Genomic DNA, 18,496 nt, shown 5'->3' with positions numbered 1-18,496 from the left:
AATGCCGCCGCGCAGCAAAGTCGCCAGCCTGCCCAAGGCCGTTAAGGATTGGCTAGACAAGGCCTTGGCCGAAAACAACTTTAGCGAGTACGAAAGCCTTGCTGCCGAGCTGTCGGCCCAGGGCTATTCGATCAGCAAGTCAGCGCTGCATCGCTACGGCCAGGATTTCGAGTCCAAGCTCTCGGCCTTGAAGATGGCCAGCGAACAGGCCCGCGCCGTGGTGGCTGCTGCACCAGATGAGGAAGGCGCTGTCAACGAGGCGCTGATGCGCCTGGTCCAGGAACACCTGTTTAAGCTGCTGATGACTGAGGGCGACAACAAGTTTGACTTGCCGAAGGTGGCCAAGGCCGTAGCTGAGCTGGGTAAAGCTTCGGTGGTGCAGAAAAAATGGCAGGCCGAGTGGCGGGAGAGGACAGAGGCTGCTGCTGCGCGCGTCGAGAAGATCGCCAAGAAAGGCGGTTTGAGTGCTGACACCGTTGACGAAATCCGACGCGAAATCTTGGGGATGGCATCTTGAGCTTGCCCCTGGTCCTGGATAACACCGCCAGCCTCAGCGCCCCAGCCGTGCTGCTCGCGTACCAGAAAGAATGGATCGGCATTCGTGCACCACTCAAGGTCGGGGAAAAGTCGCGCCGTATTGGCCTGACCTGGGCAGAGGCCGCAGACAATGTCCTGGTCGCCGCAGCTGAAAAACCAGCTGGTGGCCAGACCGTTTATTACCTGGGCTACAACCAGGACATGACTGTCGAGTACATCCAGGCCTGCGCCATGTGGTCGCGTGCATTCAACTATGCAGCCGGAGAGATTGAGGAAGGCATATGGCCTGATAGTGATCCAGACAAACACATTAAGACCTACACCATCGTGTTCCCCAGCGGGCATCGCATTGTCGCGCTGACCAGTCGGCCGTCCAACCTACGGGGGCGTCAGGGTGTTGTTGTGATCGACGAGGCGGCATTTCACCAGGACTTGGCCGAGCTGCTGAAAGCCGCGCTGGCACTCCTGATCTGGGGCGGCGAGGTTCATGTAATCAGTACCCACGACGGCACAGAAAACGCCTTCAATGAGCTGATCAACGATATTCGTGCGGGCAAGCGTAAGGGAGCCTTGTTCCGCTGCCCGTTCCGCGAAGCCGTGGACGATGGCCTCTATCACCGGGTTTGCCTGCGTAAAGGCATCGAATACCGGCCCGAGGAAGAAGCCGCATGGGTCCAGGACGTGTACGACTTCTATGGCGATGCTGCCGATGAGGAACTGGATTGCGTTCCGTCCCAGGGCGGTGGTGCCTTCCTCAGTCTTGCCCTGGTCGAACAGCGCAGCAATCGCGACGTGCCGGTTTTGCGTCTGGCGTATCCGCCAGGATATGAAGTTCTGGATGAACATCTGCGCCTGGCCGAGTCCCTGGAGTGGTGTGAAGAACACCTGAAGCCATTGCTTGACGCCATCCCGCTGGATGTACAGAGCTACTACGGCATGGACTTTGGACGGACTGGAGACCTGTCGGTGATCTGGCCACTGCTCAAGGAGCAGAACCTGCGCAAGCGCACGCCCTTTGTTGTCGAGCTGCGTAACGTGCCATTCAAACAACAGCGGCAGATCAAGTTCTACATCCTCGACCGCCTTCCCAACTTCATCAAAGGCGCCGATGACGCTAGGGGTAACGGCTCCAACCTGTCAGAAGATACCGCCGTCGAATACGGTTTTAACCGCATTGAGCGCGTGATGCTGACCGAGGGCTGGTATCGCGACAACATGCCGCCCTTCAAGGCTGCGCTTGAAGACGACACCTTTTACGACATTCCGGCTGACAAAGACGTGGTCGGCGATGTGCGCGCCTTCCGGGTGGTCAAAGGTGTGGCCCGAATCCCGGAGAAGCGCACCAACGAAAAGAGCGAAAAATCCGGTGCCAAGCGTCACGGCGACGCCGGTATCGCTGCCGTCCTGGCTGACTATGCGTCCCGTCAGGACATTGAAGTATTTGAATTCCACCGAGTCCAACCGGCCGCCCAACAGGATCGTGATATCCGGCTGGGCGCTGGGTGGCGCTCTCAAAAAGGCATTTGGTAATGGCTCAGTCCAAGATCGTCGACCAGTACGGCCGACCTATCCAGTACGACAAGCTCACGGAAGAACTGGCCGCAGCCCGTATCACTGGCGTTCGCCAACCTTGGCACCCGTCAGTTGCAAGCGGACTGACACCTGGCCGCCTCAACAGCATCTTGCGGGCGGCTGCCGAAGGGTCGGCCCATGACTACCTCACGCTCGCAGAGGAAATGGAAGAGCGAGACTTGCATTACGCCTCTGTCCTGGGCACTCGCAAACTGGCATTGGCCGGGCTGAATATTCGAGTCGAAGCCGCCAGCGATGACGCGGAAGATGTCCGCCGAGCAGATGCGCTTCGGGAGTTGGTGGGAGCCGCTGAGTTCGGCGAACTCCAGGCCGACCTGACCGATGCCATGGGCAAGGGCTATGCCGTCTCCGAAATCATGTGGGACCGCAGCGGCAAGACCTGGAACCCATCGCGCTTTGAGCCCCGCGACCAGCGCTTCTTTCAATTCGACCGCGAGACCGGCCGGGAGCTGCGTCTGCTGGATGAGGCCGACATGATTAATGGGGTGGCCCTGGCACCCTACAAGTTTATTGTGCATCTGCCGCGCATCCGGTCAGGCCTGCCAATCCGGGGCGGCCTGGCCCGCCTCGCGGCTGTGGCTTACATGTGTAAGGCCTGGACATGGAAAGACTGGATGGGCTTTGCCGACATCTTCGGGATGCCCATGCGCGTGGGGCGTTATGGGCCTGGGGCCAGCAAGGACGATATTCTGACCCTGATGTCAGCAGTTGCGAACCTGGGCAGCGATGCCGCCGCAGTGATCCCCGACAGTATGCGCATTGAATTCACCCAGGCCGCGAACGTGGCCGGTGCCGGTGATTTCTTCAAGGGGCTGGCTGAGTGGTGGGACAAGCAAGTCAGTAAGGCGGTGGTCGGCCAAACCATGTCGGCCGATGACGGCTCCAGCCAGGCCCAGGCCAAGGTCCATAATGAGGTCCGCCTTGATCTGCTGCTAGCCGATGCAAAGGCGCTCTCAAACACGTTGAACCGTTACTTTGTCCGGCCCTGGTGTGAACTGAACTTCGCACCTGGTCGAAAGTATCCGAAGTTAATCATTGATGTCCCAGAGCCCGAAAACACGACGCTCCTGGTTACTGCCCTAAAAGAGCTAGTGCCGCTTGGGTTGGAGGTTGAGCAATCAGTCGTTCGCGACAAGCTCGGCATTCCTGAACCAGCCCAGGGCGCCAAGCTGCTGGGCAAACCTGCGGAGTCAGCTCAGACGCCCACGGCCCAGGCGCTGAACAGCGAGCAAAAGCCTGCAAAGCCGGTTGTATTGCCGGACATTGTCGATAACCAGGTGCGGACGTTGGAGCAGTCAGTGGAGGGTCATATGGATGACCTGGTCGAGCAAATCAAGGATCTGCTCGACCAGGTCGAAAGCCTGGAGGAATTCCGGGATCGGCTGATCGAGACCTATCCGGCGATGACCACCGGCCAACTGGCTGATGCTATTGCCGATGGTTTGGCTGCTGCCAGCCTGGCTGGACGGGATGACATTTTGAGGGGGCTTTAATCATCGGCGTCCATTCTGGCTTGAAGACTTTGGCATTCCTGACAAAGCATTTCATCCAAGATGTAGCAGCCCTCTAAATCGTCGTCATCAATGATGCCGTTACCAATGCATCCATCGTGCTCACCTTCCGCGTCAGCGCTAAAGATGCCGTCACATGGGACGCTCTCAACTAACGGACGAATATAAGTTTCATAGTGGTAACGCTGGTTTTCAGAAAGGGCCGCTACGTTCCCGTTGTTACCGACAAGCAATTTGGCAACCCCTATCGTTGCTGCTGAATTGCCTCTTTCTGGAACGTTCTCTTCTATCAGTTCTGGATTGTTTTCAACGATGTGACGTAAGGCGGCGAGGTTCATGAAGCACTCCTATTCCTGGCTTGATGAGCAGTGATCATATTTTCAGAGTCTGAGGTATAGCACATGGCCGTCTCCCACGGCTCACTCCCATTTAAAGAGCAGATCGACTACTTCCGTAGCAAGGTCAGCCTGCCGACCCGCGCCTGGACTGACATCTACACCGCCGAACACGACTATGCGTTTGTCGTGGCTGGTGCCGTGAAGCGGGATCTGCTGGCCGACCTGCGCGGTGCCGTTGAAAAGTCCATTGCCACCGGCACCACCCTGGAGCAGTTCCGCAAGGACTTTGACCAGGTCGTGGGCAAACACGGCTGGCAGTACCAGGGCGAGCGTGGATGGCGCACAAACGTCATTTGGGAAACCAACCTGCGGCAGTCCTACAACGCTGGCCGCGAAGCGCAGATGGCCGACCCGGAGTTACGCAAGCGCCGTCCTTACGGTGTGTACCGGCACGGTGACAGCGCACACCCACGCCCGCAGCATCTGGCTTGGAATGGCATCACCTTGCCGCTGGATGATCCCTGGTGGGCCTACCACACACCGCAGAACGGCTGGGGCTGCAAGTGTAAGAAGTACATGGCGTCGGACAGGGATCTGGTACGTATGGGGCTCAAGGTCGGCCCTGCTCCAGAGATCGAATGGGAAGACCGAGTCATTGGCAAGAACAGCCCCAATGGCCCGCGCACTGTCCGGGTGCCGAAAGGTATTGATCCAGGTTTCGAGCATGCACCTGGTCAATCCCGTCTCTCTAACTCGGTGCCCCAGCTGCGCGCCAACGATTCGTCTCTGGCACCTGGTAAACATCCCGCTGTACCAGCACCAGGCTTGCCCAACAGTCGTCCAGCAGGCGCATTGCCGATGCCCCGGTCTGTTCCTGCAGGACGTTTACTGCCGGTCAGCACGTCCGCCCCAAAGGCGGTCGCCAAGTTCCTGGGCGAGTTCGGCGCCGACACCGCACCGGCAGTGTTTCGCGACGTGACAGGCGACGCCCTGATAATAGGCCGGGAGATGTTCAGTGGTGCCAAATCCGGCGCTGTGCAGTTGGCGCCCCATGTCTTGCCGCGTGAGTTGCCCTTGCTCGCCGAGGCGATCAAAGCCCCGGACGAAGTTTGGGCGCGGCTTGAGTGGCTGCCTGATCAGGGCAAGGCCGTGTTGCGTCGTCGTTACTTGGCCCACTTCCAGGTCAAAGGGCAAGCCGCTGTCGCAGTGTTTGACCAGGGCGCCGATGACTGGACTGGCGCCACTGGTTTTGTGGAGGACAGCGAGCAGTACCTGGAAGCGTTGCGCCTGGGTGTACGGCTCTATCGTAGAGCCGAATAGGAGGACATATGGCCGGTGCCATGCTGGATGTAAACATCGACGAAAGCCAGATCGGCAAGGTCTTGGATGAACTGGTCGAACGCCTGGGCGACCTCACAACACCTTTCAACGACATTGCGGAATACCTGCACCAGTCGACCGATGATCGCTTTGCTAAGCAGGTGGCGCCGGATGGTTCGCCCTGGGCGCCACTGGCGGCGTCAACCCTGGCACGCAAGAAAGGTGGACGCATCCTGCGGGACAAAGGAACGCTCCAGGACACCATGCGGCATAGCGTCAGTAGCACTGAGATGAGTTTCGGTACCGACCGGCCCTATGGCGCTATCCACCAGGAAGGCGGGAAGATCGAGCACGCCGCCAGGTCGCAGCAGGTGTACTTCCGTCAGGGTAAAGACGGTTCGGTCGGCAACCGGTTTGTCAGCAAGCGGAAATCAAACTTTGCGCAGTGGGTCAGCCGTGGTTCGCACGTGACCGAGATTGAGGCCCGCCCATATTTAGGAATGTCCTCTGAAGATGAGAACGAAATCATTTTGATCATTCAAAACTATCTGTTGGCGCCGGATGACAGATGACTGTCTCACAGCTCGCTGGCGGCGTTTTTTGATTGGATTGGTACGTCGTTACAAATATCGCTACAAGCAGGCGTTAGACCTACGTTAGATTGGCTCAAAGCCGGCCTAATGCATTGAGTCGGTACCAGTCCTCCTAAAAAACGCATGGAGCCATCGAAACCATGGAAAAACGCTATCAGGTTTTTGTCAGTTCAACCTATCAAGACTTACAGGAGGAAAGGCAAGAGGTCATGCAAGCGTTGCTTGAGCTTGATTGTATTCCCTCCGGCATGGAGCTTTTTCCAGCAGCTAATGAAGACCAATGGAGTTTGATAAAAAAAGTAATTGATGACAGCGATTACTACATTGTCCTGTTAGGTGGCCGATACGGTTCCATCGGACCAGATGGTTTTAGCTACACCGAGATGGAGTATCGGTATGCAAAAGAAACAGGTAAGCCGGTAATTGGTTTTGTTCATAAAGCCCCCGGGAATCTGCCCTCAAATCGTTGCGAGGCTTCTGAGGAGGGAAAAAACAAACTCAAAGAATTTCAAGCATTAGTCCAAACAAAACTATGTCGGTTTTGGGAGAGCCCAGCTGACTTGGGAAGCCAGGTCAGCCGTAGCCTAGTGAAGCTAATTAAAAGTAATCCAGCCATTGGATGGGTTAGAGCCGACTTGATGCCAAGTGTGAGTGCGGCGGAGGAAATTCTTACACTACGGCGTCGCATTGAAGAGTTGGAGAGCGAAGTTCAATCAGCCACTCAGACTGCGCCAGAGGGATCAGACAGTTTAGCTCAAGGAGATGATGGGTTTGAAATAGGCTACGACTTTACTGTATCAACAGCCGCATGGGGAGGAGAAGTTACGAGGCATACACATGTTTTGAATATAACCTGGAACAGCATATTTTCCGCACTTTCGCCATTCATGATGAACGAGGCAAACGACGCAGTAATCCTTGACGCCCTAAATAAAATGACGAGTGACTGCTGTTTGGAAGAGCTGGCAGGTGATGAAGAGTTTGCGAACAAGAGACTAAAAAGCCTGTCCGTTCATGACGAGGATTATCGGACGATAATAATTCAGCTGCGCGCTTTAGGGTTAATAACTAAAAGTAGCAAGAGTCGAAGTGTGAAAGATACAGATACTTACTGGACGCTTACGCCATATGGCGACACAGTCATGACGAGACTGCGAGCTAAACGGAAACCCGGCTTGACTCCCGCCGCTCAGTCTTAAACCCCGCTGATACTCAGTAATGCCGCCAGCCCTTTCACACTGGCGGCATGAAAACTCAACTCGCCCTCAATTCAGAAATCTATAGCTCCGTCGAACTCATCGATGGCCAGGCTCCCGATTGGGTGGAGATTATTCCGCCTGGTCCGATGGTCGTTGGCCGTGATGGCCGTCGATGGTTATTCGATGAACTAGCCGCCGACCTGGTGCAATCCAGCTTTGTCGCCCGAGCAATTGATCTCCCAATAGATTGGGAACATGCGACGCAACGTCGCGCATCTGTCGGCCTAGAGTCCCCAGCCAGTGGCTGGATCAAAAGTTTTGAGACCCGCAATGGTGGGCTCTGGGCCAAAGTCGAATGGACCCCTCGCGGTGCACTCCAGATTGAAAGCCGCGAATACCGCTTTCTCTCCCCCGTATTCGATTACGAAACCGACAGCACTCGCATTGTGCAGATGGTCAGCGCCGCGCTGACCAACAAACCCAACTTCCTTTTGACTGCTCTCAACCAAGAAAACCCGGAGAACACGCCAGTGAAGCTTTCACCTGCGCTTTTGGCCGCGCTCGGCTTGCCCGAAACCGCCACCGAAGAACAGGCCATCGCGGCCACCAATCAACTCAAGACCACCGCTCAGGCGATGAACACCGAGCGGCCGAACCTGGAACAGTTCGTTCCTCGGGCGGATTACAACACGCTGCTATCCCGAGCTACCAACGCCGAGCAAGCGCTGGCCACTCACAAGACAGGCGAACACAACAAGGCCGTCGACGAACTGATCACCTCGGCCACCCAGGCCGGAAAAATCACCCCGGCCACGGTCGACTATCACCGCGCCATGTGCCAGGACGAGGCCGGGTTGCAGCGCTTCAAGGAATTCGTTGCGGCCGCTCCGGTGGTGGCTGATGCGTCGGGCCTCGGCGCCAAGGCCGACCCGAAAACCGCCACGGCGCTGAACTCCGAAGAACAGGCGGTGTGTCAGCAACTCGGCATCGACCCCGTCGAGTTCGCCAAATCCAAACAGAGCGAGGGCTAACCCATGTCGCTGACCCAAGACCGCAACACGCCGATGAAGGACACGGAAGTCCTGGTCGTTCCGGTGGCAGCCAATACCCTGATTTTCGCGGGGTCGATGGTCGTGGCCAACGCCACCGGATACGCCGCCCCTGGTTCGGCTGCTCTGAATCTGTCCTACCTGGGCCGAGCTGAGGAGTCCGCCGACAACCGTGGCGGCGCCGCTGGTGCGCTGCAAATCGAGGTCCGCCATGGCAAAGCCTTCTGCTGGACCAACGACGGCACGATCACCCAGGCCCATCTCTTCAAGACCGCCTTCATCGTCGACGACGAAACAGTTGCTGCTGGCGATGCCACCGGCACTCGTTCCGCTGCCGGTCGGATTGTCGGCATCGATCCCGACGGCGTTTGGGTCGAGTAATCCACCTTATATAGGAGCGCATCGCGCATGTTAGTTAATAAGTCCTCGATTCAGGCAGCTTTTGTTGCCCTGAAAACCCTCTTCAACAATGCCTTCTCAGCGGCACCCAGCACCTGGGAAAAAATCGCCATGAAGGTTCCGAGTACGACCGGGAGCAACATGTACGCCTGGTTGTCGGCATTCCCCAAGATGCGCCGCTGGGTCGGCGAGAAGTACGTTAAGAGCCTCAAGGCCTTCAGCTACACCGTTGAAAACGAAGACTTCGAAGCCACCGTTGAGGTCGACCGCAACCATATTGAAGACGATCAGTTGGGGATCTATGCCCCTCAGGCGCAAATGGCTGGTTTCTCGGCCAAGCAACTGCCAGACGAGATCGTGTATGAGCTGGTGAACGGCGGCTTTGAAAACCTCTGCTACGACGGTCAGTACTTCTTCGACACGGATCACCCGGTCGGCCGGGGCAGTGTCAGTAACAAAGGCACCGCGCCACTCTCTATCGCCACCCAGGCGGCAGCAAAGGCCAGCTATGGCGCGGCACGTACTGCCATGCGTAAGTTCAAGGACGATGAGGGGCGCCCTCTGGATGTGAACCCAACCATTCTCCTGGTTGGCCCCGGCCTGGAGGACACCGCCCGCGCACTGTTGACCAGTGATCGCCTGGAAGACGGCAAGGTCAACCTCTACAAGGGCACCGCCGAGCTGGTGGTTTCGACCCGGATCACCTCTGACACCGCCTGGTTTCTCCTGGACACCAGCAAGCCCATCCGCCCGTTCATCTATCAGGAGCGCAAGGCGCCGGTCTTCGTCCAGCAAGTCGATCCCGAAGCGGACGATGTGTTCACCCGCAAGAAATACAAGTTCGGTGCGGAAGCTCGGGCGGCTGGTGGCTACGGCTTCTGGCAGTTGGCTTACGGCTCGAGCGGCGAAGCGTAAGGGGGGGGCGACATGGCGACTGTAGTTACCATTATTTCCAAGCGCAACGGCTTCCGCCGCTGCGGTGTGGCCCACTCCGACCAGCCGAAAGACTGGCCCGAAGATGCTTTCACGGACAAGCAATGGGATGCCTTGTTTGCAGAGCCTCAACTGATTCTCGCCGTCAAGGAAGACGGTCTGGACCTGGTATCGGAGCAACGCTATGAAAGTACCTCGACCATTTCGGGTCCGCTACCGGAAGCGCCCGACATCCCACAAGCTGCCCAGCCGCAAACGCTTGAAGCAGGCACTGCACCTATGGGCAGTGCATTGGGCGAGATCTGCCGACAAATCCTGGACAGCGAACAACCTGGACCTGATGACCACGGTGCGAATGACCTCGACCAGGTAGAGCGTGACGGCCAGGCCACTGACCTTGCTCAGGCTTCGGCTGATGCTGACCAGGTCGATGAACAGGCGCAGGACACTGCGGAAACTCCGGCCAAGCCTGCCAAGACTCGGGCAGTCAAACCCAAGGACGACGCCAAGTGAACATCTCGTTACCGAGCGCGGCACAGCTGATGCACCGGTTTGGTGAAGAAGAAATCACCGCCCTGGCGATCAAGGCTCCACGTAACCCTATCGAAAGCGCGCTGCTGCTGGCCGCTGCCGAAGGCAAGCCACTGGATGAATGGCCCGCCGAGGACGTGGAAACCGCTGTGGATACATTGGCCAGGATCGCCGATGCCATCGGCCGCGCTCGTAGCGAGGTCTCGTTCTACCTGCGGTTTCGCAAGACCGGCGAGGATGCGCCGGATTGGGTCAAGGATGACCTACCTGAATTGGCCCGCTATCACTTGGAAGGCACGGCCGTTGAAGACTCAACGAAGCGACTTCGTTACCGCGACATCATCAAGCGTCTGGAAAAACTGGCCGCCGAGGATGAAGCGCGGGGCGCATCGGAAGCCGGTGATTCAGGGTTGCAGATCGTCCACCAGCCGCGGTTGTTCTCGCGAACCAGCTTGAAGGGGTTGTGATGCTGGCTGAACTGGAAGACGCCGTACTGGCCAGGCTGGGGGAGCTTAAACAAGCGGTCCCGCGTCTGCGCCTTGAGACCTATGGCGGTGAATTGAGCGACCCGGACCAGATGGTAAAGCTGATTGCTGGCGGGCCATCGATCCTGATCACCACCCCAAAAGTCAGCTTTAAGCAGCGCACCAATCGCCGCTATGCCGCTGCCCTGGTATTTCGCCTAGTCATCTCTTCGGAGCGCGAGCGAAAGCTCCAGGCCAAGATCAGCGACCCGGGCAGTTACTTACTGTGGGAGTCCTGCATGGGGCTGCTCACTGACTGGCAACACAAGACCGATGGCGCCAGGGTCCGGCCGACCGAGTTTAACAACCTGGTCAGCGGAAGGTTCCAGGCACAAAGCCTCTCGGTCCTCGGGCAGTCGTTCGCCATCGACCTGGACTGGACCGTTCCGGAACCTGATTGGCCGGAGTTGAAGCGCATTGTCCTGGACTATCACGTACCGGCAGACAACCCCGAAATCACTGTTACCGACAACATCGAACTGAGGGACGTGTAATGCACGTAATCGCCGCACCTGGTCATCAGGTGCCCAAGCAAGAAGATCCATATGCGTACATCGGCGACACCGAATCTGTCGATGTGCCGGATACCTCTTATTACCGGCGCCGTCTCGCAGCAGGTGAACTGCTGCCCGGCAAAAAGACTCGCGGCAGTGCCAAAGAGCCCGCGAAAGGAGCTGAGCAATGATTGAGTTCGACACCATCCCGGCATCGATCCGCAAGCCTGGCGTTTACATCGAGTTCAATACCAGGCTCGCAGTACGCAATCTGCCAACCAACAAACAGAGCATCTGCCTGATTGTTCCGCTGGGTGCAGCTGCAACCTTGCTGCCTCATGTGCCAACCCAGGTAAAAGATGACATCGAAGCTGGGACCATGACAGACAGCGCCGTCGCCCAAGAAATGGTCAAGGCTGTTATCAAGTCTTATCGCTATGCAACGCTGTCCATTGTCGGTGTTGCGGTCGAGGGTGAAATTGAGCCGAGCATTGTTGCAGCGCTGGACTCTATCGCCCTGGGCGGTTTCACGATTCTCGTGCCGGCCTGGTTCAGCCAGACAGCCCTGACTGCCTTGCGCACCCACATCCAGACCTATACCGACTCGGTCGAGCAACAGAGCATCATCGGTGTTGCAGCGCTCACCACTACGTTGTCGGCGGCGACCACCCTGGCGGCGAGCCTGAACTCCGGCGCTATCAGCTTGGCCGTACTACCAGGGACTGCATCGACTGATCGCCAGGTGGCGTGTGCATATGCCGCGCAGATCGCCTCTGAAGAAGATCCAGCGCGTCCACTGAACACCCTGGTCCTCGGCGGTATCGAGGTGCCGCCAATCACCAAGCGGCTCGGCCGTGTTGAACAGGAAACTGCCCTGGCCAACGGCGTCACGCCGCTGGAGGTCGGTGCTGGTGATGTGGTCCAGATCGTCCGCGCTGTCAGCACCTATACCAAGTCGGCAACCGGCGCGACGGACGTGTCGTTGCTCGATCTGACCACCATGCGAACGCTCTACTACGTTCGCCAGGCGTGCCGCGACCGTATTCGGTTGCGCTTCCCACGTTCCAAACTCACCAACAAAACTCCGGCGGCGGTACGCGGTGAACTACTCGACGTGCTCAACAAGTTGGAAGACGCGGAGATCGTAGAGGAAGTCGTCGCCAACGCTGCGGGTCTGGTTGTCGAGCGCTCGGGGCAGGATGTAAGCACGCTCAAAGCCAGTATCCCCGCCGATATCGTCAACGGCCTGCATGTGTTCGCCGGTCGTATCGACCTGCTTTTGTAAGGAGTGAATCTAGATGGCTGATGACTACGTGGGGCTGATTGTCCTGGAAATTAACGGCACGGAGTACGAAGTAACCAGTGTCGAGCCGAACCTCAAGACCGGGCGCAAGGTCGTGAAAACGATGAACAAGACTGGCCGAGCAACAGGCACGGCGAAGGGCATTGAAGAACACGAACTGAAAATCTCGGTAGCCATTCCAAAGACTGGCGAGCCTGACTGGCGTGCGCTGGTCGACGCCAAGATCACGGTTTATCCCCAGGACGGCGGCGGCAATCGCGAAACCTGGACGGGCTGTAGCCTGGTGGAAACCGGCTCTAAGTACCAGGTCGAAGGCGAGGCCACTCGCGATCTGACTATCGCAGCTTTGAACTACTACACGGAGTGACGCAATGAGCGAGCAAACCAATAAAGAATGGGACGGCCTGACGATTTCCGCCGAACTGGTCGACGGTGTCTATTTCGCCGGCAGCCGCCACAAGAATTTCACTTTGCGGGTGGCAATGGCGGGTGACCTGGTCAGCGTCCAGGAGGAATACCCGAACGCCTCCATTCAGTTGGTCACCATCGCCGCTTACCGGCGCCAGCTGTTATCCCTGGGCGACATTCCAGTTGAATCACTGAGCGTCGAACTGCTCCGCGAAAAGCTGACCGAAACTGACCTGGCGGTGATTGCTGATGCGGATGCTGAGCTGGAAAAAAAGCGCATGCCGCCGAGCGCGGCAACGCCAACTGGCGTCGAGTCGAACACTTCCTTGTCCGACACGGATACCGCGTCGACGAAATCCGCCGAATGACCAGGGCAGAGATCGATGCTCGGCTGGATCTGATCATCGGCAAGCCTAAAGCCAGGCGCATCATCAGCAAGCGTCAGGCCGTCCGTAAGCCGCTGCCGAAGCGGAAGTAATACCAAGGCTCGATATCGGGCCTTTCTTGTCCCTGTAAGTTCGTTGGGAGTATTTGATGAGTTCGGATCTGCGCGTAGCGCTACGCTTTCAAGCCCATGCTGGCAACAGTCGACGCGAGATCGAGCAGATCAATCGCGACCTTCGCAAGGCCGGTAAGGAGGGCGCCAAGTCCCTGGCCGATGAAAGCTGGAAGGCTTCTTCGGCTATCGGGAAGGTCGGTCAGGTAGGGGCCAACAGTTACAAAGTCATTCGTAGCGCCATGCGTGAAACAGCGCAAGCGGGTTCAGGCACGCGCATTGAGGTCAGCAAAACATCCGCCGAATTTAAAGAGATGGCCAACGCTGCTCGCAAAGCCGCACGGGACGCCAAAACCGAATTGGCCAATACCGGCAGTCAGGGTGTGCAGCCACTGCGCCAGAGTGTCGAGCGGACCGAGTCCTCTTTCCGTCGCATGGCGCAGAACAGCGGACGCCATCTTGTTGCTCTCAAGGCGATTGCCCAGGGCGTGCGCCAGGAGTTCAACCGTATTAAAGGGCTGGGCACTACTGCGCAAGGACAGTTGGGGGCATTGGGTCTTGGGGTTGGCGTCGTATCTGGTTTGACTGGAAGTGCCCGCTTAGATCGTCAACTAATCAGAACTCAACAAACGGCGGGGATGACTGGTGAACAAAAAGGAGAATGGCGTAACGAACAATGGCGCCTAGCAAAAGACTACGGCATTGAGCGCGAACAAGTACAAACAGGCTTTGACACCTTAGTTGCAAGTGGTCTGTCCTATGAAAAGGCCAAGGTAAGTTCAGAGGCGATAGCTCAATCAACTGCTGTGACAGGGGCTGACTCAGGGATATTGGCAAAAGCGCTGGTAACTGGTGCAAGTGCATTTGATATTGACTTGGCCAAACCAGGGGCCGCCTTGGACATGCTTCAAAAAATGATTGTTGCTGGGCGTTTGGGAAATGCTGAGCTAGAAAACCTATCTAGTATTTTCCCGAAAGTTGGAGCAGATGCTAAAAAGGCTGGCATGAGCATGGCTCAGTCCCTTTCGTTTGTTGAAACACTATCCTTGATTGAGCTTGAGCCTGATCGGTTGGGAACTCTCGCCCAGTCAACGTTACGTGCATTTAATAACGATGGTTACAGACAAGAAGTTACTAAGAAGACGGGAGTAGACTTCTTTGACAAGAAAGGTGATGTGCGAAATACGCAGGATGTTTTCCTAGACCTTAAGAGAAAGTATGGAAAACTAAAGACGGACCGTGATCGCGCGAAATTCATGGGGGTAGTCTTCGGAAAAATGGACCAAGACACTCAGAAAGGTGTGAATGCTTTCTTGACGGGAGACCGTCTAGATAACTTCGCTAAAAGTACCGGCGACATTAATAATGCAAAAGGCATTATTGAGAAGGATCTAGCAGACAACCTGAATAGTTCAACCGCTGTTGGTTCACGTATGAAGGCAACTTTGGGCGAGGCAATAGACCGTATGGCTATGCCTCTGAACAAGGGCTTCGCTGATATGGGGCGCTACCTGCTCGATGACTTGAACTTGTCCGGCGAACAAATGTTGGCCGGTGGTGCGGCTCTCGGTGTTGGTGGTTACTACGCTGGGCGCGGTGCCAAAGCCGGCGCAGGAGCATTAATGAACAAGTTCCTGGGCGGCCCCGAAACCATCAAGAACATTGCCGTAGGCAAAGTCCTGGAGGAAGCAACCGGCGTAACTTCGGTATTTGTCACGAACTGGCCGAACAACCTACCCCTGGGTGGCGGTTTGCCTGATCTTCCTGCTAACTCAACGGCCAGCAAAGGCAAGCCTGGGGGCTTTATTTCCCCTTGGCTTGCCCCTGTTGCTCTGGGTGTGTCTGCTGCCCAGGTTGGTGGATCAAGCGTCCAGGGGACGGATGAAGACCGCCTGGCCATGGTCTCCCGCAACAAGCTGCTGAACGATGGTCAGCGTACCTACCAGGACGCCTTCTATCGCAACCGAATTGCCCTGGCGGGCCAGAATCCCGACCAGGGCCAGGACTGGCTATCCACTCAAGCGCAGCGCCTGGCACATCAGCAAACTGGACTCACCGCGACAGGAACATCAGTGGATGGCGCCAGTACCTGGGCTGCGGGTGTGGCCAGTCGTGCAGCGAACGCTGGAGCCGAAACTCCGGCCTCTATGGCGCGCCTGCAAACGCTCCTGGACAAGCCCTTGGTGATCGATCTTCGCCTTGACTCTCGCATGATCACTGCCGAGGTCGGGCGCCGTGCGGATATTGAAGTGAGGCGCGGAAAATGAGCTGGTCGCAGACACTTCTGGATGCCTCGTACCGTGGAGTGGCTTTCCATGTCGTGGGTGAAAGCCTCCAATGGCAGAGAGCCCTTTCGGAGCATGGCACGCCCTTTAAAGATGGTGACCGGGTTAAAGACCTTGGCCGTGGCGCCCGTCGTTTTCCCATGCAGGTGGTGCTGTTCGGTGACAACTACGAAATCGAACTACAGCAGCTGTTGCAGGCCCTCAACACTCCAGGGCCTGGCGAACTTATCCACCCGATTTACGGCACACTGAGCGTCGTCAACCAGACGGGTGAAGTAAAGCATCACGCTGATAGTCCAGACTTCGCCGAGATCAGTTTAACGTTCGTCGAAGACACCCCTGATTTGCCGTTCTTTGAGCGTCAGTTTGAATTCATCGACTCCGGCACGACGGATCTGGCGGATGTATACACCTGGCAAGATGGTGTCTTCGATCTGTTCGGCCGGATTGATTCCCTGGTCAGCGAGATTCAATCGTGGATTGGTGGTGGCTGGGTCGGGTTGATCGAAAAGGCTCTGGGGCTTCCTGGTATCGGTCTGCGGTTACAACAACTCCGCTCGCAGATCCTGGGCGTAGTGTCCGGGGTTGGCTCCATGGCCAAGCACACGTCAGGCGCGTTTGACCCGTTGACCGACCTCATGCGAACCCCAACAGAGATACGGGGCGCTTTCGAGGGGAGTACGCCCACCTCGTCTACGGCGCTGCTCTCCCGATCTGGTGTCCCTGCCATCTTCCCAGGGGCTGCCAGCCTGACCACCGATGCAGCACGAGCAGGCAACGCCTTCTTGATCAGTGCGCGCCAGGGGACCGCGTCAACCGATGATCTTTTGCCAGAGGGAATGCCTGATGATCCTGTCGCGGCGAATGCTTTCGCCCTGGTCGTCCTGGTTATCACTGAGCTGGCCTTGTCCCACGCCGAAGCGGTGGCCACCGTCATCGAGGACGAAGCCGACACACCGACTTTGAGCCCCCTGGAACTTGAGGGGTTGGTTAACCTGGTGCGGTCCCTCGTCCTGTCAGCGATCTTGTTGCAACGGCGGCTGTACAGCGTAGAGGACTCCCGGCAGGTCATTGAGTCGTTGCGCAACATTGCCGCACTGATCCAGGAACGCGCCCGGCAGGTCATTTTGCAGAGCCCGCCGCTGGTCGAGCGCGTGGTGGCCAGTCCGGCCAGCCTGCGTCTTCTGGCGCACCGCTGGTACGGCGACCATGACCGCGCCCTGGAACTGATCCGGCTCAATCCTGACTTGAAAGCACCTCACAATATCGAGGCAGGTGTAATCCTGCGTGCCTATGCCGAATGAAGCGCAAAATGAAGAGATCCGCCTGTCCATTGGTGGGCTGACCCATGAAACGTGGGATGGGTGGTCCGTAGAGTCGGACCTGCTGACGCCTGCCGATGGTTTCGAGCTGGAGCTGTACACCAAGGACGCCACACGACTGCCAAGCGTGCTGGCCGAGGGTGCTCCTTGCTCGCTTACGTTGGGCAAAGACAGGGTGTTGACTGGGCAGATCGACGAGTTCGAGCACGACATTTCCCGCCAGGGAATTTTCATGCGCATCACCGGCCGGGACCGCGCCGCGCCCCTAGTCGATTGCTCGGCGCCATTTGTGGCGATGCGTGAAGCGAGTTTGAGCCAGATCCTCGACCAGGTTGTAAAGCCATTGGGTATCGACCAGGTCGAGATTCGCGCTGCCAATGCCAAGACTCGGCGACGCATTCAAATTGAGCCAGGTCAAACGGCTTGGGAGGCGCTGCTCCAGGTGGCAGAGGCCAACGGACTATGGCCCTGGGTTGAGCCGGATGGGCGCCTGGTGGTCGGTGGGCCGGACTACAACGCCGCGCCTGTTGCAACGCTGGTCATGCGTGAGAACGGCGTGGGAAACAATGTGGAGCGCTTGAGTGTGCGGCGCTCCATTGCCAATCGTTACAGCCAGATCACCGTCCTGGGCCAGCATGGGCAGTATGACAATGACGGCCTTGATACCAAGCGCTCGCACCTCAAGTCAGTTATCCAGGACGAAACCCTGGCGCGGCGCGGGATCTTTCGGCCGAAGGTGATCATTGATAGCGCCAGCGAGAGCCAGGACATGGCGACCACTCGAGCCCGCAAACTGCTGGCCGATACTCGTCTGGAGGGCTTCGAAATCCGCGCCATCGTTGATCGCCACCGCGCCGATAACGGCCAGGTCTGGACACCTGGGCAGCGGATCACCGTCCGCAGTGAGCCCCACGGGCTGGATGCCGTCTATTTTCTGATGTCGCGCACCCTTCGCGTGACCCGAAGCGAAGGCTGCATTGCGGAGCTGCGGTTGCGAGAAGACAAAATGTGGGTACTCGACGGCAACCCAACGAAAAAACGTAAGGGTAAGAAAGCCGACCCGGATGCGGCCTTAATCGAACTCTATAAGGGGCTCTGATGAGTACCATGGCGCGCCTCATGCGCGAGCAGATCAACCGGGTTATGGCGAACATTCGCCAGCCATTTCGCGCTGTAGCCGCCCGGAACACCCACGGCAAGTTGATTGGTGTGCAGATGCAGGGCCTATCAGGCGAAACCGTCGTTGGGGAGCAGTTCCAGAACTATGGGTTCAGCTCTGCGCCATTACCTGGTGCGGAATACATCGTTATCCCTGTCGGGGGCAACAGCAAGCATTCAGTGGTCGTGGCCAGCGAGGACGGCCGCTATCGGTTGACGCTAAAAGACGGCGAGGTATCGCTCTATACCGATGAAGGTGACTACGTCCATTTGAAGCGCGGCCGGGTGATTGAGGTCGTAACCGATGAACTGTTGTTCAAGGTGAAGAACAAAGTTCGCTTTGAAACGCCCTTGGTCGAAATGTCGGAAAACCTGGTGGTCACTAAGGACATCAAGGCCAAGGGCGAGATCACCGATCATACGCGCAGCATGCAGGCCGACCGAGGTATCTATAACGGGCACAGCCACAACGGCGGGCCACCGCCGACGCAGCAACAGTAATC

Annotated in this window: 21 protein-coding genes; 20 read left to right on the top strand and 1 reads right to left on the bottom strand. The window is 57.6% G+C overall.

The genetic code is table 11. The features are described 5' to 3' along the window. Position 1 precedes the first annotated feature (1 nt). Genes TO66_RS09365 through TO66_RS09355 form a run of 3 tightly spaced genes read left to right on the top strand, consistent with a single transcriptional unit; the run spans position 2 to position 3,623 of the window. A complete protein-coding gene (locus TO66_RS09365; RefSeq protein WP_044462073.1) occupies positions 2 to 517 on the top strand; it encodes a DUF3486 family protein in 516 nt (171 codons plus the stop codon). After that, entirely contained in the window at positions 514 to 2,067 is a 1,554-nt protein-coding gene (locus TO66_RS09360) for a hypothetical protein (protein ID WP_044462072.1), read from the top strand. The genes TO66_RS09365 and TO66_RS09360 overlap by 4 nt, the downstream gene beginning before the upstream one ends. Beyond that, the gene (locus TO66_RS09355; RefSeq protein ID WP_044462071.1) at positions 2,067 to 3,623 is read left to right on the top strand and encodes a DUF935 domain-containing protein; all 1,557 of its coding nucleotides are present in this window, start codon (positions 2,067 to 2,069) and stop codon (positions 3,621 to 3,623) included. The genes TO66_RS09360 and TO66_RS09355 overlap by 1 nt, the downstream gene beginning before the upstream one ends. Here TO66_RS09355 and TO66_RS09350 read toward each other — a convergent pair. After that, complete coding sequence (locus TO66_RS09350; protein WP_044462070.1) at positions 3,620 to 3,979, bottom strand: hypothetical protein; 360 nt, start codon at positions 3,977 to 3,979, stop codon at positions 3,620 to 3,622. The two genes, TO66_RS09355 and TO66_RS09350, sit on opposite strands and share 4 nt — an antisense overlap. A 63-nt stretch (positions 3,980 to 4,042) precedes the next feature. On the opposite strand from TO66_RS09350, the gene TO66_RS09345 reads away from it, so the two are divergent. The 17 genes from TO66_RS09345 to TO66_RS09275 all read left to right on the top strand — a co-directional run bounded on the left by TO66_RS09345 (position 4,043) and on the right by TO66_RS09275 (position 18,494). Further along, on the top strand, positions 4,043 to 5,299 hold the full coding sequence (locus TO66_RS09345; protein ID WP_044462069.1) for a PBECR2 nuclease fold domain-containing protein: 1,257 nt from the start codon (positions 4,043 to 4,045) through the stop codon (positions 5,297 to 5,299). Positions 5,300 to 5,307: 8 nt separating this feature from the next. Next, positions 5,308 to 5,871 carry a phage virion morphogenesis protein gene (locus TO66_RS09340; protein ID WP_044462068.1) on the top strand — a complete coding sequence of 188 codons (564 nt, stop codon included), beginning with the start codon at positions 5,308 to 5,310 and terminating at the stop codon, positions 5,869 to 5,871. Between the two features lie 161 nt (positions 5,872 to 6,032). Beyond that, on the top strand, positions 6,033 to 7,091 hold the full coding sequence (locus TO66_RS32370) for a DUF4062 domain-containing protein (protein ID WP_082061052.1): 1,059 nt from the start codon (positions 6,033 to 6,035) through the stop codon (positions 7,089 to 7,091). 47 nt (positions 7,092 to 7,138) lie between these two features. Continuing rightward, the gene (locus TO66_RS09335) at positions 7,139 to 8,122 is read left to right on the top strand and encodes a phage protease (RefSeq protein WP_044462067.1); all 984 of its coding nucleotides are present in this window, start codon (positions 7,139 to 7,141) and stop codon (positions 8,120 to 8,122) included. A 3-nt stretch (positions 8,123 to 8,125) separates the two neighbouring features. Further along, positions 8,126 to 8,521 carry a hypothetical protein gene (locus TO66_RS09330; RefSeq protein ID WP_044462066.1) on the top strand — a complete coding sequence of 132 codons (396 nt, stop codon included), beginning with the start codon at positions 8,126 to 8,128 and terminating at the stop codon, positions 8,519 to 8,521. A 27-nt stretch (positions 8,522 to 8,548) separates the two neighbouring features. After that, positions 8,549 to 9,454, top strand: a complete 906-nt coding sequence (locus TO66_RS09325) for a Mu-like prophage major head subunit gpT family protein (protein ID WP_044462065.1) — start codon at positions 8,549 to 8,551, stop codon at positions 9,452 to 9,454. 12 nt (positions 9,455 to 9,466) lie between these two features. Then, the gene (locus tag TO66_RS09320) at positions 9,467 to 9,985 is read left to right on the top strand and encodes an HI1506-related protein (protein ID WP_044462064.1); all 519 of its coding nucleotides are present in this window, start codon (positions 9,467 to 9,469) and stop codon (positions 9,983 to 9,985) included. Further along, positions 9,982 to 10,470, top strand: a complete 489-nt coding sequence (locus TO66_RS09315; RefSeq protein ID WP_044462063.1) for a phage protein Gp36 family protein — start codon at positions 9,982 to 9,984, stop codon at positions 10,468 to 10,470. The genes TO66_RS09320 and TO66_RS09315 overlap by 4 nt, the downstream gene beginning before the upstream one ends. After that, positions 10,470 to 11,021, top strand: coding sequence for a phage protein Gp37 (locus tag TO66_RS09310; RefSeq protein ID WP_044462062.1), 552 nt, complete (start codon positions 10,470 to 10,472; stop codon positions 11,019 to 11,021). The genes TO66_RS09315 and TO66_RS09310 overlap by 1 nt, the downstream gene beginning before the upstream one ends. Next, on the top strand, positions 11,021 to 11,212 hold the full coding sequence (locus TO66_RS32365) for a hypothetical protein (RefSeq protein WP_082061051.1): 192 nt from the start codon (positions 11,021 to 11,023) through the stop codon (positions 11,210 to 11,212). The genes TO66_RS09310 and TO66_RS32365 overlap by 1 nt, the downstream gene beginning before the upstream one ends. After that, positions 11,209 to 12,306 (top strand): phage tail sheath C-terminal domain-containing protein, encoded by a 1,098-nt coding sequence (locus tag TO66_RS09305; RefSeq protein ID WP_044462061.1) that lies wholly within the window; start codon positions 11,209 to 11,211, stop codon positions 12,304 to 12,306. The genes TO66_RS32365 and TO66_RS09305 overlap by 4 nt, the downstream gene beginning before the upstream one ends. A gap of 13 nt (positions 12,307 to 12,319) precedes the next feature. Beyond that, the gene (locus tag TO66_RS09300; RefSeq protein ID WP_044462060.1) at positions 12,320 to 12,691 is read left to right on the top strand and encodes a hypothetical protein; all 372 of its coding nucleotides are present in this window, start codon (positions 12,320 to 12,322) and stop codon (positions 12,689 to 12,691) included. A gap of 4 nt (positions 12,692 to 12,695) precedes the next feature. After that, positions 12,696 to 13,100 (top strand): hypothetical protein, encoded by a 405-nt coding sequence (locus TO66_RS09295; protein ID WP_044462059.1) that lies wholly within the window; start codon positions 12,696 to 12,698, stop codon positions 13,098 to 13,100. A 166-nt stretch (positions 13,101 to 13,266) separates the two neighbouring features. After that, on the top strand, positions 13,267 to 15,495 hold the full coding sequence (locus TO66_RS09290) for a phage tail tape measure protein (RefSeq protein ID WP_044462058.1): 2,229 nt from the start codon (positions 13,267 to 13,269) through the stop codon (positions 15,493 to 15,495). Beyond that, the gene (locus TO66_RS09285) at positions 15,492 to 16,817 is read left to right on the top strand and encodes a DNA circularization protein (RefSeq protein ID WP_044462057.1); all 1,326 of its coding nucleotides are present in this window, start codon (positions 15,492 to 15,494) and stop codon (positions 16,815 to 16,817) included. Before TO66_RS09290 ends, TO66_RS09285 begins: the two co-directional genes overlap by 4 nt. After that, positions 16,807 to 17,934 carry a phage baseplate assembly protein gene (locus tag TO66_RS09280; protein WP_044462056.1) on the top strand — a complete coding sequence of 376 codons (1,128 nt, stop codon included), beginning with the start codon at positions 16,807 to 16,809 and terminating at the stop codon, positions 17,932 to 17,934. The genes TO66_RS09285 and TO66_RS09280 overlap by 11 nt, the downstream gene beginning before the upstream one ends. Then, positions 17,934 to 18,494, top strand: coding sequence for a phage baseplate assembly protein (locus tag TO66_RS09275; protein WP_052506100.1), 561 nt, complete (start codon positions 17,934 to 17,936; stop codon positions 18,492 to 18,494). Before TO66_RS09280 ends, TO66_RS09275 begins: the two co-directional genes overlap by 1 nt. The last annotated feature ends 2 nt before the right edge of the window (positions 18,495 to 18,496 follow it).

Origin of the sequence: Pseudomonas sp. MRSN 12121, from assembly GCF_000931465.1 — a bacterium.
Classification (GTDB): Bacteria; Pseudomonadota; Gammaproteobacteria; order Pseudomonadales; family Pseudomonadaceae; genus Aquipseudomonas.
This window is presented reverse-complemented; position numbering and strand designations above follow the sequence as displayed.

Coding starts and splice junctions, on each gene's coding strand:
- TO66_RS09365 (WP_044462073.1), top strand. CDS start 2: ATGCCGCCGCGCAGCAAAGTCGCCAGCCTGCCCAAGGCCGTTAAGGAT.
- TO66_RS09355 (WP_044462071.1), top strand. CDS start 2,067: ATGGCTCAGTCCAAGATCGTCGACCAGTACGGCCGACCTATCCAGTAC.
- TO66_RS09350 (WP_044462070.1), bottom strand. CDS start 3,979: ATGAACCTCGCCGCCTTACGTCACATCGTTGAAAACAATCCAGAACTG.
- TO66_RS09345 (WP_044462069.1), top strand. CDS start 4,043: ATGGCCGTCTCCCACGGCTCACTCCCATTTAAAGAGCAGATCGACTAC.
- TO66_RS09340 (WP_044462068.1), top strand. CDS start 5,308: ATGGCCGGTGCCATGCTGGATGTAAACATCGACGAAAGCCAGATCGGC.
- TO66_RS32370 (WP_082061052.1), top strand. CDS start 6,033: ATGGAAAAACGCTATCAGGTTTTTGTCAGTTCAACCTATCAAGACTTA.
- TO66_RS09335 (WP_044462067.1), top strand. CDS start 7,139: ATGAAAACTCAACTCGCCCTCAATTCAGAAATCTATAGCTCCGTCGAA.
- TO66_RS09330 (WP_044462066.1), top strand. CDS start 8,126: ATGTCGCTGACCCAAGACCGCAACACGCCGATGAAGGACACGGAAGTC.
- TO66_RS09325 (WP_044462065.1), top strand. CDS start 8,549: ATGTTAGTTAATAAGTCCTCGATTCAGGCAGCTTTTGTTGCCCTGAAA.
- TO66_RS09320 (WP_044462064.1), top strand. CDS start 9,467: ATGGCGACTGTAGTTACCATTATTTCCAAGCGCAACGGCTTCCGCCGC.
- TO66_RS09310 (WP_044462062.1), top strand. CDS start 10,470: ATGCTGGCTGAACTGGAAGACGCCGTACTGGCCAGGCTGGGGGAGCTT.
- TO66_RS32365 (WP_082061051.1), top strand. CDS start 11,021: ATGCACGTAATCGCCGCACCTGGTCATCAGGTGCCCAAGCAAGAAGAT.
- TO66_RS09305 (WP_044462061.1), top strand. CDS start 11,209: ATGATTGAGTTCGACACCATCCCGGCATCGATCCGCAAGCCTGGCGTT.
- TO66_RS09300 (WP_044462060.1), top strand. CDS start 12,320: ATGGCTGATGACTACGTGGGGCTGATTGTCCTGGAAATTAACGGCACG.
- TO66_RS09295 (WP_044462059.1), top strand. CDS start 12,696: ATGAGCGAGCAAACCAATAAAGAATGGGACGGCCTGACGATTTCCGCC.
- TO66_RS09290 (WP_044462058.1), top strand. CDS start 13,267: ATGAGTTCGGATCTGCGCGTAGCGCTACGCTTTCAAGCCCATGCTGGC.
- TO66_RS09285 (WP_044462057.1), top strand. CDS start 15,492: ATGAGCTGGTCGCAGACACTTCTGGATGCCTCGTACCGTGGAGTGGCT.
- TO66_RS09280 (WP_044462056.1), top strand. CDS start 16,807: ATGCCGAATGAAGCGCAAAATGAAGAGATCCGCCTGTCCATTGGTGGG.
- TO66_RS09275 (WP_052506100.1), top strand. CDS start 17,934: ATGAGTACCATGGCGCGCCTCATGCGCGAGCAGATCAACCGGGTTATG.